The organism is Agathobacter sp. LCP21S3_B2, from assembly GCF_052118705.1.
GTDB lineage: Bacteria > Bacillota > Clostridia > Lachnospirales > Lachnospiraceae > Roseburia.
The window spans coordinates 18,015-34,120 of record NZ_JBQKGQ010000010.1 but is presented as its reverse complement, the minus strand read 5'-3'; the positions used below and the strand labels follow the sequence as shown (position 1 = coordinate 34,120).

The following is a 16,106-nucleotide window of genomic DNA, read 5'->3' as shown; positions in this document are numbered from 1 at the left end:
ATTTATTTTCTATTGCATGAATTTGTATTGGTTTTATATTAGTTTCTAGCCTCGATATCCGATATCATAGCTATTCTCTTTGCGTGTCTGCTGCCCTCAAACTCGGCTGTCAGATAAGCCTTTACGATATCCTTTGCAAGCTCAACACCTACAATCCTCTCACCAAAGGCTATGATATTGGCATTGTTGTGCTGTTTTACAAGGCGTGCTGTGGCTGTGTCTGAACAAACTGCCGCACGGATACCGTTGACCTTATTGGCTGCTATTGAGATACCTACACCGGTACCGCATATCAGTATTCCGCAGTCAAACTCGCCTGACGCCACTGCATTAGCCACCTTCTCACCATACTCCGGGTAATTGCAACTCTCACTTGAATCTGTGCCGAAGTTGGTCACCTCGTGCCCCATGCTCTCAACGTACTCCATTATTGTCTTTTTAAGCTCAACTGCTGCGTGATCGTTTCCGATTGCAATCTTCATAATATATATGCCTCCAAATTTTAAATTATTAGTTAAAAATTATTTATTTACTTTCTTCAAATGCCTCTTGTAGCATGCAATTACAGGCTTTTCAATAAAGCGCTTAAGCACAATCTGTATCTCCTCATGTGGGTCAATAGGTGCTACAAGTATTGATCTGATGCCCGTAAGATTAGCTCCGATGATATCTGTAAATATCTGATCTCCCACAAAAAGAGTGTTTTTCGTATCTGTGCCAAGCTTCTCCATCGCCGTACGATAGCCGGACGGCTTGGGCTTTCCTGCCTTGTAGATATACTTTATCCCAAGCTGCTTAGCAAAGCTCTTCACACGCGGCTCCTTATTGTTTGAGAGCACCAGACACGAAAAGCCAAGCTCCTTAAGATGCTTAAACAATGCAATCGCCCGCTCATCAGCAGGCGAACCATGAGTCACAAGGGTGTTGTCGATATCAAAAATAATGCCCCTGTATCCCTCCTTATATAATTTATCAAAATCTATGCTATATGTCGAGTCAATGTACTCTCCCGGGTATAAAAAACTCATAGTATAAAATTCTCTGTCTCCCTGTTAATCTGTTCATTCAAGGCCGCATGTTGCATAATCATACCATCCGCGCTGCCGACAAAATGCTGATACTGCTGCAATACCTTATCCTTGTCTAAATTGTATACTGCCTTTGTGACATCAAGCGAGCTGATATCACTGTCAGCACCCTTAAGCTCATAGCTCGCATTGGAATCATATGTATTTGCATAATCAAGCGAAGTAAAGCTCTGCCTTGCCCTTGCAGCCTCGTAATCAGCTGTATCATCAGCAATGGATTGCTGCGAAGCTGTGTCATCCACCGCCTGCTTTGACCTCATAATCTGGCTGTTTCTAAGCTCGTTTAACCTTATGGAATTGTATGAATAAAAGCCTTCGCTCGGGCGAATACCGGAAATGTTCATACGTGCTTTCACATCCTTTTCAAAATAAATACTGCTAACTAAACACTATTTGGTGTCAAGCATCTTTTTAAGCTCTGTCATAAAGGTGTTGACATCCTTAAACTCTCTGTAAACTGACGCAAACCTCACATATGCTACCGCATCAAGGTCCTTTAATCTGTCCATAATCAGCTCTCCGATGAGTGATGTAGAGATTTCCTTTTCCTCTCTGGCAAAGATTTCTATCTCAACCTCATCTACAAGCTTTGAGATTGTATCTGCTGAAATCGGTCTCTTGTGACATGCAAGAAGCACGCCCTTTTCAATCTTGGAGCGGTCATACTGCTCTCTGTTGTTGTCCTTTTTTATAACGATGAGTGGGATTGTCTCCACCTTCTCATATGTAGTGAAACGCTTGCCACAATCATCGCACAGCCTTCTGCGCCTGATAGAGCTGTTGTCATCAGCTGGTCTTGAGTCTATTACCCTTGTGTTGTCACTACTGCAAAATGGACACTTCATGCTGTACCCTCCGTAGATATCATATAATATGAAGAAGCAAAATATCTTTGTTTCTCATTATATTATAATACTTCAAATCATCATCTGTATTTAAAAAGACCTATACATATTTCAGTATATCTATACTAATTTTCGTTGTCAATATGTTTTGTACTGATTTTAACTTTTTTATCACATTTTTGTTATCAATGGTTCTGAGCAGTTACCTATTTATAAAATCACAACAGCTTGCGCCGCATATCAGACTCACATATATTTACCAATATTATATCAGGTCCAATCTTCACAATCTTAACCCATGGAATACAATATTCATAATCCCTGCAAAATATTCCCATATATTTTCCCGGTCCCGGCACGATAATCGCACAGATTTTGCCACAGAGCGGGTCAAACTCAAGGTCACGCACATGCCCTATGAACCTGCCCTCCTCCACGCTCACAACCTCTTTTTCGCATAAATCCAGAAAACGCATAAAACAGACCTCCCTTGGTCTATCTTATGCGTTTCTTTTTGATTTTGTGCTTATAAAAGCGTTTTATTTATAAAATTATACATTAAATCTGAAAAGAATTACATCTCCGTCCTTAACAACGTACTCTTTTCCTTCCATGCCTACGATGCCCTTTTCTCTTGCGGCTGCAAGGCTTCCGTTGTCGAGAAGATCCTGATAATTGACTACCTCCGCCTTGATGAAGCCACGCTCAAAGTCAGTATGTATCTTGCCGGCTGCCTGTGGTGCCTTTGTACCTTTCTTTATAGTCCATGCACGGCACTCATCTTCTCCTGCTGTGAGGAAGGAAATAAGTCCGAGAAGTGAATAGCTGGCTGCTACAAGCTTATCGAGACCGCTTGACTCAACACCTAAATCCTCAAGGTACTCCTTCTTTTCGTCCTCATCGAGATCTGCAAGCTCCTGCTCAATCTGTGCACAGATAACAAATACCTCTGCGCCCTCTTCCTTTGCCATCTCTCTTACCTTTGCAACATGCGGATTGCTTGCGCCGTCATCTGCGAGGTCGTCCTCTGATACGTTTGCTGCGTAGATGGTAGGCTTTGCTGTAAGTAGATTATAGCCCTTGAACCAAAGCTGTGCATCCTCATCATCAGGCACTTCAAAGGTTCTGGCCATCTTTCCGTCCTCAAGATGAGCCTTTACTGCCTCAACAAGCTCAAGCTCCTTTGCAAGTGTCTTGTCCATTCTTGCCTGCTTTGCAATCTTTGCAATTCGCCTGTCGAGAATCTCAACATCCGAGAAAATAAGCTCAAGATTGATTGTCTCGATATCTCTTGCAGGATCTACAGAGCCATCTACATGGATAATGTTTGTATCCTCAAAGCAGCGCACCACGTGTACGATTGCATCCACCTCACGGATATTTGCAAGGAACTGGTTTCCAAGTCCCTCACCCTTACTGGCTCCCTTCACAAGACCTGCGATATCAACAAATTCGATTGTTGCAGGTGTAACCTTCTTTGTGTGATAGAGCTCTCCGAGCTTTACGATTCTCTCGTCAGGCACTGAAACAATACCTACGTTTGGGTCGATTGTAGCAAAAGGATAGTTTGCTGAAAGTGCTCCTGCCTTTGTGAGTGAGTTGAATAATGTAGACTTTCCGACGTTCGGAAGTCCGACGATGCCGAGTTTCATGGTATATATATCTCCTTTAAATTGATTTCATATGTATTTTATGTATCGGATGTTTGTTGATACAACTATGTAGTGTACCACATTAAGGAAGATTTGTACATAATTTTAACATACTCATCATCAAGCTTTTCAACAACCGCATCTATTTTTCACCAAGCCTTTCTGCTTTTGCAGCTTCTATATCTGCCTCCTTTGGCAATATTCCAAACAATGATTTTGATACCTCCTTTCTTCGTACCATTATTTTACGTATTTCGTACGATTTTATCAACACTTTCAGCTAAAACAAATCCTTTATTCTCCTTCAATAAATGGTATCATATACACAGGCAGATAATCTATCCCATTCTCCCATTTATAGTCTTTTGTATGAACAACATATTTTTCTCTGATTCGGCTGCTAAATTTCTCACAAAATGTATCCAATGATTTATGCTCTCTGTAATTTCCGGATTTCACTTCAATAGGATTAATTTTAGTTCCATTTGATAGCAGGAAATCTATCTCGTACAAATGATTTGAAGTTTCACTTTTCATTGTGTAATAAAACAGATTGTTTCCTTTTGCTGTCAACATCTGTGCTACCGCATTTTCATAAACATATCCCAGGTTTGCTTCCAGCTTGTCTGACAACAGCTTATTATAGATTATATTATCCGTATATTTTTTATCCTTAAATGCAAGCGTAATAAACAGTCCAACATCTGATGTAAATAGCTTGTATCTGTCTATATCCTTTTCCAGAGACATTCCAACCCCGGGGTTGTTTGCATGATATGCAATATTTACAGTATATGAGCTGAGTATATCAGGTAATATCTCTCTCACTTGTTTTGCACGTACCCCTTCTCTCGCTTTTGACAACACATATCTTGATGCATTTTTACTAAGACTTGCCGGAATTGCATCATATATATCTCCTGCCAGTCCGGTTCCATCTATTTTTGTAAAATCCTCTTCATATAACTCAACAATCTCCCTTTTCGTTTCATCCACAATCTGAAGATTATTATGTTCCAGATAAGCTTCAATAGCCTGAGGCATTCCTCCGATTAGCATATACAGTCTAAATTTACGCATCAAATTTCTATGCATCGCATTTCCTGCTGCTTTTTTATTTTTTAAAAGTAGTTTAATCGTCTCTGCTGTGATTTCGTCATCTATTGCCCACAAAAACTCTTCAAAATCCATAGGATACATAGATATCATATGCTCTTCACTTGGTATTAATATATCCATCGTATTCTTTTTTATCGAAATCAATGAACCTGTTTCTATATATTTATATCGGCCATCAGCAACAAGATACTTGATTGCCTGTCTTGCTTTTGGCAAAAGCTGGACCTCATCAAATATTATAACGGATTCATTTTCATATAATCTCACACCGGTTAACTGCTGTAGCTGTAAAAAGAAGAAATCAAGCTCATATGTGTCATCAAATAAAGCAATAATATCCTTGCTTGTATGCGCAAAATCAATCAGGATATATGATTTAAATTCATTTTTAGCAAATTCTTCAACAATCGTCGACTTGCCGGTTCGCCTGGCACCTTTCACAAGAAGTGCATATTTGTCGCTTCGGTTGATTTTCCATTCAAGTATTTCATTATAAATTTTACGTTTAAATACATGTCTTTCCATATAAAAATCACCTCTTTGTTACTATTATATTCCGAATCCCCACTCGTGTAAACTGATTTTTTACGCAAATCCCCATTTGTTATATCTATTTTTTTACGCAAATCCCCATCCATTTCTTCCGTTGCTGTTCTTCTTTCACAGAAAAAACCTTCCCACACATAACCTAATGTGCAGGAAGATTTTCACATTTTTTATTCACTTACCATCTCATCACACTTAATCTGCTCGATATGTATGGCAAGGTAGCCTGTCTCATTGTCCAAAAACTCATGATTTAAGTCCTTTCCAAGCTCCTTACATATCTCACCTGCCAGTGCGAATGACTCCGGGTAATTTTTCTCGATAAACTGATTGAGATCAACCTTTAACCTAGATTATTCATGGCACAGCCGTGAATAATCTAGGATTTATTATTAACATAACCGGACAATTCAATTATCATGAAGTATGAATTACTTCTCGTAGGTGTCAACTGCGTAGAGAGGCTCTCCTGCCTTAATCGGTCCGTCTGTGATGAGGCGGATTTTCTGATTATCTTTTAGCTCTGTGCAGATGACAGGAGTGGTAACTGATGGTGCGTTCGCCTTTAAGTAGTCAAGGTCAAGCTTCATGAGCACATCGCCCTTATTAACATGGCATCCTGCCTCAACCTGTACGTCAAAGCCTTTACCCTCGAGCTTTACTGTATCAATTCCTACATGGATTATCATACCAATTCCTGAGTCGGTTGTAAATCCCAAAGCATGCTTTGTATCAAAAACGAATAAAACAGTTCCATCCTCAGGTGCTACAACTATCCCCTCCTCAGGTGTGACTACTGCTCCGTCACCCATCATTTTGCCGGCGAAGGCCTCGTCCGGCGCTGTTGAGAGGTCTGCTGCTATTCCTGTCATAGGGCTTGAGATGATAACTGTGCTTGTCGGCTCTGATTCAACATCCGAATCCTGTGCTTTATCAGAAGAGGGGTTTGAATCTTTTGTCTTTGATGCGTCTGCTGTATTATTTTCTACTGCATCGTCCTCGAAATGCTCCTCTGTCACGCTTGCAAGATAATCCTCCAGATTTGATTTAATCACTGTTACTCTTGGTCCATAGATAATCTGTACGCCCTGTCCCTTGTGCACGACTCCTGATGCTCCTGTTGATTTAAGAAGCGCATCGTTTACCTTGTCGGGATCAATTACTGTGATACGAAGCCTTGTTGCACAGCAGTCCACATCTGAGATATTGGCTTTGCCGCCGAGACCTCGTGATATGGTCTGTGAGAGCTCATCTGCTACAGTCCCTGCTTTTTCGTCAGAGTTCTTTACGTCCTTAGCAGCTTTTCTTTCATTTACATCTGCCTTGGTGTATAGCTTTGTCTTAGTGTCGTCATCCTCACGGCCCGGAGTTTTTAAATCAAACTTCTTTATAAAGAAGCTGAAAATAAAGTAATACAGTAAGAAATATACTATTCCCACCGGAATCACAAGCATCCAGCTTGTCTTTTCATTCCCCTGCAATATACCAAACAGGAAGAAATCAAGTAATCCTCCTGAGAAAGTAAGTCCTACAGCGATGTTTAAAATATGTGCTATCATGTATGCGCTTCCTGCGAGCACTACCTGTACTGCAAAGAGAGCCGGTGCTACAAAAAGGAATGAGAACTCAAGAGGCTCTGTGATTCCTGTAAACATACATGCAAGTGTTGCAGAAAGTAAAAGGCTTCCTGCCTGTTTTTTCTTTTCCGGCTTTGCACATTTATACATTGCAAGTGCTGCTCCCGGAAGACCGAAAATCATGAAAATGAACTCTCCCGAGAAATATCTTGTGGCACCGGCACTGAAATGTGCGATGTTTGCAGAGTCAGCAAGCTGTGCGAAGAAGATGTTCTGTCCACCCTCAACCATATGTCCTGCAACCTCCATCGTTCCACCGACTGCTGTCTGCCAGAACGGCATGTAAAATACATGGTGCAGTCCGAATGGAATAAGTGCTCTCTTTATGATACCAAAGAGAAGTGTTCCGAAATATCCTGTTCCTGTCACCACTCCGCCGAGTGCATAGATTCCGTTCTGCACTGTCGGCCAGATAAAATACATTAAGATTCCTACAAAAAGATATACCACTGTTGATATGATAGGCACAAATCTTGTTCCACCGAAAAATGACAATGCATTCGGCAGTTCAATCTTGTAGAAACGGTTGTGCAGTGCTGCCACTCCAAGTCCTACGATAATTCCGCCAAACACGCCCATCTGCAGCGACTGGATACCGCATACTGATGTGATGGTTCCATCAAGCACATCCTTTGCAATGCTTCCGTCTGCAAGGATTTTTCCGGAAATCTTGAGCATCGCATTGATTGATACATTCATAACAAAGTATGCTATGACTGCTGAAAGTGCTGACACCTCTTTTTCCTTCTTTGCCATTCCGATTGCTACTCCGACCGCAAAAATGAGCGGAAGGTTATCGAATATGGCACTTCCGACCGCATTCATGATTACAAGAAGTGCATGGAGTATAGTCTTATCTCCGAGCAGCCACTGTAAACCATAGGTCTCAATTGTTGTGGTGTTGGTGAATGAGCTTCCTAGTCCTAAAAGCAAGCCTGCTACCGGAAGGATTGCGATTGGAAGCATGAAGCTTCGTCCTACTCTCTGCAGGACACCAAAAATTTTGTCTTTCATGAGCTTTTCCTCCTATAAATGCAGGGTATGTACCGATTTGCACCTATCATTCTTTTTTGCTCCAGCGACAAAAAGGAGGCACTTATCATACACTAACCCTGTTAAAAGTTATGTACGACAAATGCCTCCCTAAAAGTAACACGTCTGCTTAAGTTTATATCACAGAAGCCTTATTATTTCAACACAATTTACCTTACGAGTTTATTTTTTGTTAATCATGCTGTTTTTATACATGTTTTTTTGTGAATTATGTCTAATGTCTTTTTTCTCCAGACGCCTCCATGTTTCCATCACCATAAAGCATTCTTCACCTGTGATGCCCTCTGATGAATACACAGCCTTTTGTATGATGCGCATGTACTCGTCCCAGTGGATTTCGCAATAATCCGGTCCGCAATATTTTTCCTTAAGGTTAGCCAGATAAAGCTCATCTGTCCTGTTTTTTGAAGGATGTCCCAGTCCTTTGTAGATGCGGTTGTTTATCATTATTGCTGCCCTGCTGTAACGGCCTTTTTTCACCCTTTTTGCAAGTCTTGCTTCCCACAAAATTTTTCTTCGCCTTTTGATATAAACTATGATGGCTGTAAGTGCAGTCAGAAAAATCACACAGAGTGAGGTTTTTAAAATCACCGGTGGTATATGAAGTCTCGTTTTTGAGTTCTGAGCATCTGTACGTTTATCCGCACCTGACTGTGAACCATAAGCATTCTCACTTCCATCACCTGACTCATATTGGTTTGATGCACTGTTAGCTGTAGTATCGTTTGCTGTGCCATCATTTTTTACATCTGTATTTTCTGTATCTTCATTTTCTGCATCTTGATCTGCTGCATCTTCATATGCATTATCTTCATTTACCGCAGCATCATTCATATTCTCAGTATCATCCAAAGCATCACCGGCATTCGTTTTCTTTTCTTTGACACCAATATAGTCAAACGGATTCTCACCTGTCACATACTCAAAATATCCCGGTGTCACCTCCACCGGAATCCATCCGAAATCATCCAGATATATTTCAACCCAGGCATGCGACTGCGAATCCTTCACCTCACATATATCCTCATCATTTTCACCGGATTTGAAGCTGTCCTCCTTTGCACAGTATCCGCTTACATAACGGCATGGAACGCCCATCTGTCTGAGTATCATCGTGCCAGCCGATGCAAAATGCACACAAAAGCCCTGTCTGCTATTTGAGAGGAAATTTTCAACTACATCCTTCCCGCCTGTTGAAGGAGGATTTTTGCTGAACTTAAAAGCCTTCGATGTCAGAAACTGCTGCACCAGCTGTGCTGCCGCAATCCTGTTGGCATCATTTTCTCTTATATCGCCTGTGTACATCATATTGCTTGTGAGCTGTCCGGTCCTAAGAAGCAGCTTCGCATCTTTTGCAACAATTCCGTCACCGCCCTGCTTTTCAGTATAGTTTTCCATTACATAATCATTGTATGCCACATAGAAATCATTGTTGACCTCAAGAGGCTGCTCCGGCTCAAGGATAGACATTTCCAGACTACCATCGAAAAAACCGGGACACGCCGACACCTCGATAGTCTTTGTCGCTTTATCCTTTGTGATAACAAAGTCTTCGTCAAAATCTATATCGCCCTTGGCATCTATACTGTACGGGTCGATACAGTACGGCAAATAGGTGTATTTGGTGGAAAGCTTCTTCATCGTGATTGTATACTTTTCGGTGGCAGGATTGGTCTCATCATCATAATAACCATCAAGCAGCGTGGCTAATCCGATTGCAGTCTGCCAGGCTGTCATCCTTGAAGCATCATGATACTCTTTTTCCATCCCGGAAAAATCAGACTTTTTAATCCATCTGCCATTCTCATAGGTATCACCGTAGAAGCTTCTCAGATAAATATTAGAAGGTACTCCTGCCTTTGCTTCTACCATCATCACTGTTTTTTCACTGTAGCTTGGATAGTGATTACTAACCGTGCCATCCTGTAAATCAATTCCCAAGCTGAAGAATGACTTTACGCTGCCCTCCAAATCCTTCTGAAAGGCAAGCATCTGCGGCTTTTTACCGGCAAGTGTATCAGCAAGAGGTTCAAACGCAAATACACATATGAAAAGTACTGCCGACACTGCCACCATGTATAAAAACGACGCTGCTATCCTTAAAGCCTCATTGCCCTGTGCACTGCCATTTGCATCATATCCTGCCACTGTGCGTGCGTTGCCATCTGCGATAAGACACCAGAGTGTACACAGTGTGAGCATAACGACCTCGCTGACACTGGGGCTTTTGCCTATGCACAGCTGTACCGCAAGCATAAGCGTTGGAAATAATGTGAGCATGCGTCTTCTTTTAATTTGAACCGCCAGTGTCACCAGCAAAAGCATAACTATAAACGATACAAAGCCAACAAATGCCCCCGCAAAGGCTTTATCGCCCTTTGGACAGACAAATGAAGTGCCATAGTACACATTTATTATCTCAAGATACCTGCCCTTTACATACAAAAAGCCGTCTTTTATATGCTCTGCAGCCTGCCAGTTTGCAATAAACACTCCAAGCAAAAATACAAGCAGCAGCCCCGTATTTATCGCATGGCGCACCCATTTTCTTGTATCAAGCGATGTAAGCCTGTTTATAAAGCCGCTTATCACCGAAAAAATAAACAGCCACACATACACATAATATGGGCATCTCACATGTGAAACGGTCGTATTCACAACAGACACTGCACACACCGTAAGAAGTACTGCTGCAGCTGCATTGGCAAGTTCAGTAATCAGAACACCAAGCACTGTAAATGCATTATTATAATCAGGCTTTATCTCATTTGTGTCAGATCTCTGCCATCTGCTTTTTCTAGATGACAATCTCGTTTTTTTCATCCGCTCTGCCAACTATCTCCTCTCCCCTTTTTATCTGAAGTCTTCCGTCCACGCTAAGCAGACACACAAGCTTTTCTGCCCGGTACTTTTCCTCATACAAAAAAAGTGCATCATTTTTTGTATCCGGCTTTATTTTAAGAAAACTGTTCAAAAATATGTAAAAGCCCTCCTCGTCATCCACTCTGGCTCTCACAATATCGTTTATGGCGGTATCATACCATGCCACATAATGAGGGCATTTTTGATCCATAAGTGAAAAGGAAAGTGAGACAAGAAGCTTCATAAAAGCATCCGCCTGTCTGCCCTTCTTTATCCCCTTTAAGTCTGCGACTATGGCAACCGCACATGCCTTTGGCAGGCTGTTTTCCTTTACCATCAGCTCATCAGTCCTTGCAGAAAGCTTCCAGTGCACACTCTGCAGCCTGTCACCGTTTTGAAACTTTCTGACATCAAACATCTCAGACGGATCATATCCCGGTCTTATATCATCATATATATCAGAATCTCCAAAGAAATTTCTCACTCTGTCCGTTATCCTCACAGGAATCTCATCAATCTGCGGCATCACCTCAACATTTGCATATTTTTTAACTCTTTTCGTGACAAAAAAAAGCCTCGAAAAATCATATAGCTTTATCCTTACAAGCTCAAATTCATAATTGCCGCATAGGTTCACGCTGTACAAAAAATCACTGCCTCCTGACAGCCATTTTGTACTTTTTTCGCCGGATAAATTATTTTTCACTGTTACACGGTATTTTACACTATCAAAGCCTGCCTCCTTCAGCCGGCAGGAAAGACTCACCCTGATACTCTCGCCCTGTGTGGCGATAGCTATCGGAATGTTTATAGCTGCCACCGCACGGCGCGCCTTTACAAGCAATGCTATAAATGTCAGCACCATAAACACACACATAAAGCAGCCAAGCAGTGCCAGCGCAGCATTACCGTATATCATCGACATATAAAAAACTATAGCTGCAGTAATTATTCCTATCAAAAAACTAATCACGATTACCTGCCTTTTTCACATAAGTTGTCGGCTGTTTAACAGCCTTTAGTATCTCATCTATCACTGAAAGCTCTGATACGTGTGATACTCTCGCCTTGGTATTTAGCACGATTCTGTGCTTTGTCACATCCGCAAATACAGAAACCACATCAGATGGTATGACATAGCTTCGCCCGCTCAGATACGCATATGCCTTTGCCATCCTAACACACGCAATCGTACCTCTCGGACTCACTCCCAGCTCAATGTACGGACTGGTCCTTGTCGCATCAACCAGATCCACAATGTACGAATAAATACTGTCATGTATAAACACCTGCTCAACCTCTCCCTGCATCTCAACAAGTCCCTGTGCATTCATAACAGGCTTTATCGTATACTCATCAGCCTTCACACTTTTGCCCTTTGCGATATCCACCTCTGCATCATGTGAAGGATATCCCATGCTCATACATATCATAAACCTGTCAATCTGTGACTCCGGCAACAGCTGTGTACCGGCGCTGCCCTTTGGATTTTGAGTGGCCATCACTATAAACGGCTCCGGGACCTTCCTGCTTATTCCATCCACAGTGACATTTCCTTCCTCCATAACCTCCAAAAGCGCAGACTGTGTTTTGGGACTTGTTCTGTTAATCTCATCTGCCAGAAACAGATTACACATCACGGCACCCTCGCGGTACACAAACTCTCCGGTCTGCTTCTGATACATCGAAAAGCCAAGTATATCAGCAGGCAGCACATCCGGAGTGAACTGTACTCTGTGATTCACAAGCGCCATAGCCCTTGAAAAAGCTACTGCAAGCGTAGTCTTGCCCACTCCCGGCACATCCTCAAGCAGTATATGTCCACCTGCCAAAAAGGCAGCAAATGCCTTGATGATACAATCATCCTTGCCCTTTACTGCCTTTTTTACTTCGTATATCACTAACTGTGCATTATTCATTTGTCTTATCCCCCGGTTAATCAATTATAACTGCTGATGATCGTCTTCATCATCTTATTCATAAATAGCTATATTTATTTTACATATTTAGTATCAATATTTCAACTTTTATCCCTTAAATTAAACAAGTCTTAAAATTAATCACCTCTGCCGCTACACTGTTCCTGTGATGACAAGTGTGCTCTCACCCGGTGTGACAACCCACGCTCCGGTTGTGCTATCCTGTGTGTATGTTGCAGCCGGAACAGTGATTGCACCTGCCGTGCTCGAAAATGTGCCTGTCGTCTCATTGTAAGTGTAATCTGTAGCTGCAGTCCAGGCTGTGCCGTTTAATGCGGCTGTAAGATTGTTCAAAACCGGAGCAAATGTGTCTGTTATAACCACGCCTGTGGTATTGGTTGCCGCAACGCTTCCGTAGTTTTGAATCCTGAAGGTATAGGTCAGTGTACCGTTTTCCGTCACAGGAACAGGGCTTACCGACTTAGTAATTGCAAGATTTGGTGCAGCCTCGGCATTTACCGTCTCTGCTGCTGTGACCGGAGTGATTCCGGTACCGCTAACTGTAGCAGTGTTTGTGACTGCAGCCTCTATGCCAAGAGGAGCATACTCATTTAACGCTGCCTCATAGATGACAGTAGCATTGCCACCTGCCGGGACATTTATGCCTGTGATGCTAAGAGGCGGTCCCTGGGTTACTGCAGGCGCTGCCTGGAGTGTGCCGTTTGTATAGTATTTTGCGGTGTTATTCACATAGGTTAATGGTACAAGAGTGTTGGTGTTAAAGGTATAAGCACCTAGATTGTCAGAAAGTGTCAGACCGTTTATCGCGGTATTTCCGGAGTTTACGATGCTCACCACATAGGTTATTGTATCGTTTTGATTGTAGGTGTTTTTGACTGCTGTTTTCGTAGCAGAAAGCACCTCCAGTATTTCTCCGACTGCTATATTTGAATTGGCTACATTGTTGCCATAACGAAGCTGTGCCTGATTAGTAAATCGTGCCATATATTTTCCATCCTTTCATATATTCAGGTATGGTTTAATATATGACACAAATCTACAAATGACACCGATTATTTACTGTCCTGTTTATTTTTCTCCACATCAGCCTTTTTGATAAGCTCAAGAAGCTTTTCAAGCTCTTCCTCATCCACGCCGGTGTAGCCTGAAAGCTCACTAAGGCTCGGCTCAAAACCCTTATCGGATTTTAGTTTCTCCACTGCACGGTTTACCAATGAAACCTTTCCTACCACAGTATTCTCGCTCTCATCCTCACCGGTCTGCTCCCTGATACACTCTTTCATAGACTCCTCTATGGCATCCAAAAGCTCTTTTTCCACATCTATCTCATCCCCGCAGCCGCAGAGCTCAGTAAGGCACATGAAAAGTCCCATGTTTCCCTCCTGTACTACGTCCTCAAAGCCCTCTGATGTAACGGCAAGCTTCTTTGCCATGGCAAGCACACTTTTGAGCCAGAAATTTGATATAGTGTGTATCACACTCTCATCACCTGCGAGCAGCTTTTTGTACATATCGTCCTGCTCGGCTTTCGTATAATCAGGTATCTCTTCAAGCTCCTCAAGATACATCCTAAACATAGGTGAATCCGGGATAAGGCTATCCTCATCTATGTCAGGCTCAGCTTCATTATCCTGCTCAGCCTTATTATTCTTTCCACCTGCTATGGCATCCATCGAATCTCCTTCTGAGTAAATTACATTGTTTAATGCAGCATTTTCAGACGATTCATCCCCATGTAATTCTTCCTGTGATTCATCCTCATAATCACCTGCACTCTCATTCTCCTGCTCATGTGGTGTGATGAGAAATTCAAATACCATATCCTCCTGCGCCTTATTAAGCTCCATATCCTTAAAATAAGACATGATTTCATCTCTGCCTATCGGCTCCGCTGATGTCCTGATAATCTCGGCCACGCTCTGCACTGTCTCTATAAATGTATTCTGATCTAACATATTTTACACTCTCCTGTCTGATTTTCAAAAAATACGTAACTATATCAATCCCTGTATAAAAATAAACAAAACTAAAAGCGGCAGTATGAACTGAAAATACGGCTTAAGCTTCCTTGAAATTTTAAGTCCTGCTCCTGTATTTGCCTCATCTATATACTTATCAAAGCCCCAGCCCCACTTTGTCACGCAAAAAAGCAGATAGACAAGGGAACCAATCGGAAGAAGCAGATTACTAACTATAAAATCCTCACTGTCAAGCACATCTCTGCCTCCTATAAAGTGCAGATTGCTCCACACATTGTATCCAAGCACACACGGCATACTCGCAATGAGTATTATCACTGCGTTTACGAGTGCAGCCTTGTTTCTGGACCAGCCAAACATATCAATGGCAAATGACATAATATTCTCAAATACCGCAATAACGGTTGAAAAGCTGGCAAAGGTCATAAACAAGAAGAAAAGACAGCCCCATATGCGGCCTCCCTGCATATTTACAAATACATTTGGCAAAGTGATAAAGATAAGGCTTGGTCCTGCGCCTACCTCCACCCCATAGCTGAAGCAAGCCGGGAAAATGATAAGGCCTGACATGATAGCCACAAATGTATCAAGAGCACATATTTTTGCACCCTCACCTGCAAGAGTGCGATCCTTTCCCATATAGCTGCCGAATATCTCCATTGCGGCCACACCCAGACTCAGCGTAAAAAATGCCTGATTCATGGCTGCTGTTATGACATTCTTTATTCCAATTTCAGAAACCGCATCCAGATTTGGAACAAGATAGAATTTCACTCCTTCCAACGCACCTGAAAGCGTGATACTGTGCACCGCAAGAACAATTATAAGCAAGAGCAGAGCACTCATCATAAATTTACTGATTTTCTCAAGCCCATTCTGCAGACCACGGCTGCACACCAAAAAGCCAAGCACAACCGTAACTATCATCCAGAAAGCCATCTGCCTGGGTTCTGCAAGCAGATTTTCAAATGCAGCTGCCGTGTCATCAGCATTCATGCCTGATGTAAAATCTCCCTTTAGGAATTTAAAGAAATACGCAACCATCCAGCCTGAGACTGTTGTGTAATACATCATGAGCATGTAGCAGCCAAGCATGGCTATCCATCCGTGAATATGCCATTTACTGCCCTCCTTCTCAAGAGCCTTGTAGCTCATCACAGCACTTTTTCTGCTGGCTCGGCCTACAGCAAGCTCCATTGTAAGCACCGGAAGTCCCATGCATATCAGAAATATAAGGTAAAACAGTACAAAAATACCGCCACCGTTTTGACCTGTCACATACGGAAAACGCCATACATTGCCTATGCCTATAGCGCATCCTGCACTTACCAGTATAAATCCAAGACGTGATTTAAAGGATTCTCTTTTCATATTTATATATCTCC

At 42.2% G+C, this 16,106-nt stretch carries 14 protein-coding genes and 1 pseudogene; all 15 read right to left on the bottom strand.

Annotated elements, in window-relative coordinates:
• Positions 1-38: 38 nt before the first annotated feature.
• The 15 genes and pseudogenes from rpiB to ACTQ1L_RS08585 all read right to left on the bottom strand — a co-directional run bounded on the left by rpiB (position 39) and on the right by ACTQ1L_RS08585 (position 16,092).
• Positions 39-482, bottom strand: coding sequence for a ribose 5-phosphate isomerase B (gene rpiB / locus ACTQ1L_RS08655; RefSeq protein ID WP_441366621.1), 444 nt, complete (start codon positions 480-482; stop codon positions 39-41).
• Positions 483-521: 39 nt separating this feature from the next.
• On the bottom strand, positions 522-1,028 hold the full coding sequence (locus ACTQ1L_RS08650) for a YqeG family HAD IIIA-type phosphatase (protein ID WP_441366619.1): 507 nt from the start codon (positions 1,026-1,028) through the stop codon (positions 522-524).
• Positions 1,025-1,432, bottom strand: a complete 408-nt coding sequence (locus tag ACTQ1L_RS08645; RefSeq protein WP_441366617.1) for a hypothetical protein — start codon at positions 1,430-1,432, stop codon at positions 1,025-1,027. The genes ACTQ1L_RS08650 and ACTQ1L_RS08645 overlap by 4 nt, the downstream gene beginning before the upstream one ends.
• A 45-nt stretch (positions 1,433-1,477) precedes the next feature.
• A complete protein-coding gene (gene nrdR / locus ACTQ1L_RS08640) occupies positions 1,478-1,933 on the bottom strand; it encodes a transcriptional regulator NrdR (protein WP_012742287.1) in 456 nt (151 codons plus the stop codon).
• A 218-nt stretch (positions 1,934-2,151) separates the two neighbouring features.
• Positions 2,152-2,409, bottom strand: a complete 258-nt coding sequence (locus ACTQ1L_RS08635; RefSeq protein WP_321110894.1) for a YlmC/YmxH family sporulation protein — start codon at positions 2,407-2,409, stop codon at positions 2,152-2,154.
• A 75-nt stretch (positions 2,410-2,484) separates the two neighbouring features.
• Positions 2,485-3,585: a redox-regulated ATPase YchF gene (ychF, locus tag ACTQ1L_RS08630; RefSeq protein WP_012742285.1), complete on the bottom strand. Its 1,101-nt coding sequence runs from the start codon at positions 3,583-3,585 to the stop codon at positions 2,485-2,487.
• Positions 3,586-3,879: 294 nt separating this feature from the next.
• The gene (locus tag ACTQ1L_RS08625; protein WP_441366614.1) at positions 3,880-5,229 is read right to left on the bottom strand and encodes an ATP-binding protein; all 1,350 of its coding nucleotides are present in this window, start codon (positions 5,227-5,229) and stop codon (positions 3,880-3,882) included.
• A gap of 191 nt (positions 5,230-5,420) precedes the next feature.
• Positions 5,421-5,576: pseudogene (locus ACTQ1L_RS08620) on the bottom strand (PRD domain-containing protein); the annotation flags it as partial.
• Positions 5,577-5,681: 105 nt separating this feature from the next.
• Positions 5,682-7,901, bottom strand: coding sequence for a glucose PTS transporter subunit IIA (locus tag ACTQ1L_RS08615; protein ID WP_441366612.1), 2,220 nt, complete (start codon positions 7,899-7,901; stop codon positions 5,682-5,684).
• 201 nt (positions 7,902-8,102) lie between these two features.
• Positions 8,103-10,763 carry a transglutaminase-like domain-containing protein gene (locus tag ACTQ1L_RS08610; protein WP_441366610.1) on the bottom strand — a complete coding sequence of 887 codons (2,661 nt, stop codon included), beginning with the start codon at positions 10,761-10,763 and terminating at the stop codon, positions 8,103-8,105.
• On the bottom strand, positions 10,738-11,775 hold the full coding sequence (locus ACTQ1L_RS08605; protein WP_441366609.1) for a DUF58 domain-containing protein: 1,038 nt from the start codon (positions 11,773-11,775) through the stop codon (positions 10,738-10,740). Before ACTQ1L_RS08605 ends, ACTQ1L_RS08610 begins: the two co-directional genes overlap by 26 nt.
• Positions 11,768-12,721, bottom strand: coding sequence for an AAA family ATPase (locus tag ACTQ1L_RS08600; protein WP_441366606.1), 954 nt, complete (start codon positions 12,719-12,721; stop codon positions 11,768-11,770). The genes ACTQ1L_RS08605 and ACTQ1L_RS08600 overlap by 8 nt, the downstream gene beginning before the upstream one ends.
• 153 nt (positions 12,722-12,874) lie before the next feature.
• Entirely contained in the window at positions 12,875-13,726 is an 852-nt protein-coding gene (locus ACTQ1L_RS08595; protein ID WP_441366604.1) for a hypothetical protein, read from the bottom strand.
• Between the two features lie 68 nt (positions 13,727-13,794).
• Positions 13,795-14,697, bottom strand: coding sequence for a hypothetical protein (locus ACTQ1L_RS08590; RefSeq protein ID WP_321110905.1), 903 nt, complete (start codon positions 14,695-14,697; stop codon positions 13,795-13,797).
• Positions 14,698-14,736: 39 nt separating this feature from the next.
• Entirely contained in the window at positions 14,737-16,092 is a 1,356-nt protein-coding gene (locus ACTQ1L_RS08585; RefSeq protein ID WP_441366602.1) for a sodium-dependent transporter, read from the bottom strand.
• Positions 16,093-16,106 lie beyond the last annotated feature (14 nt).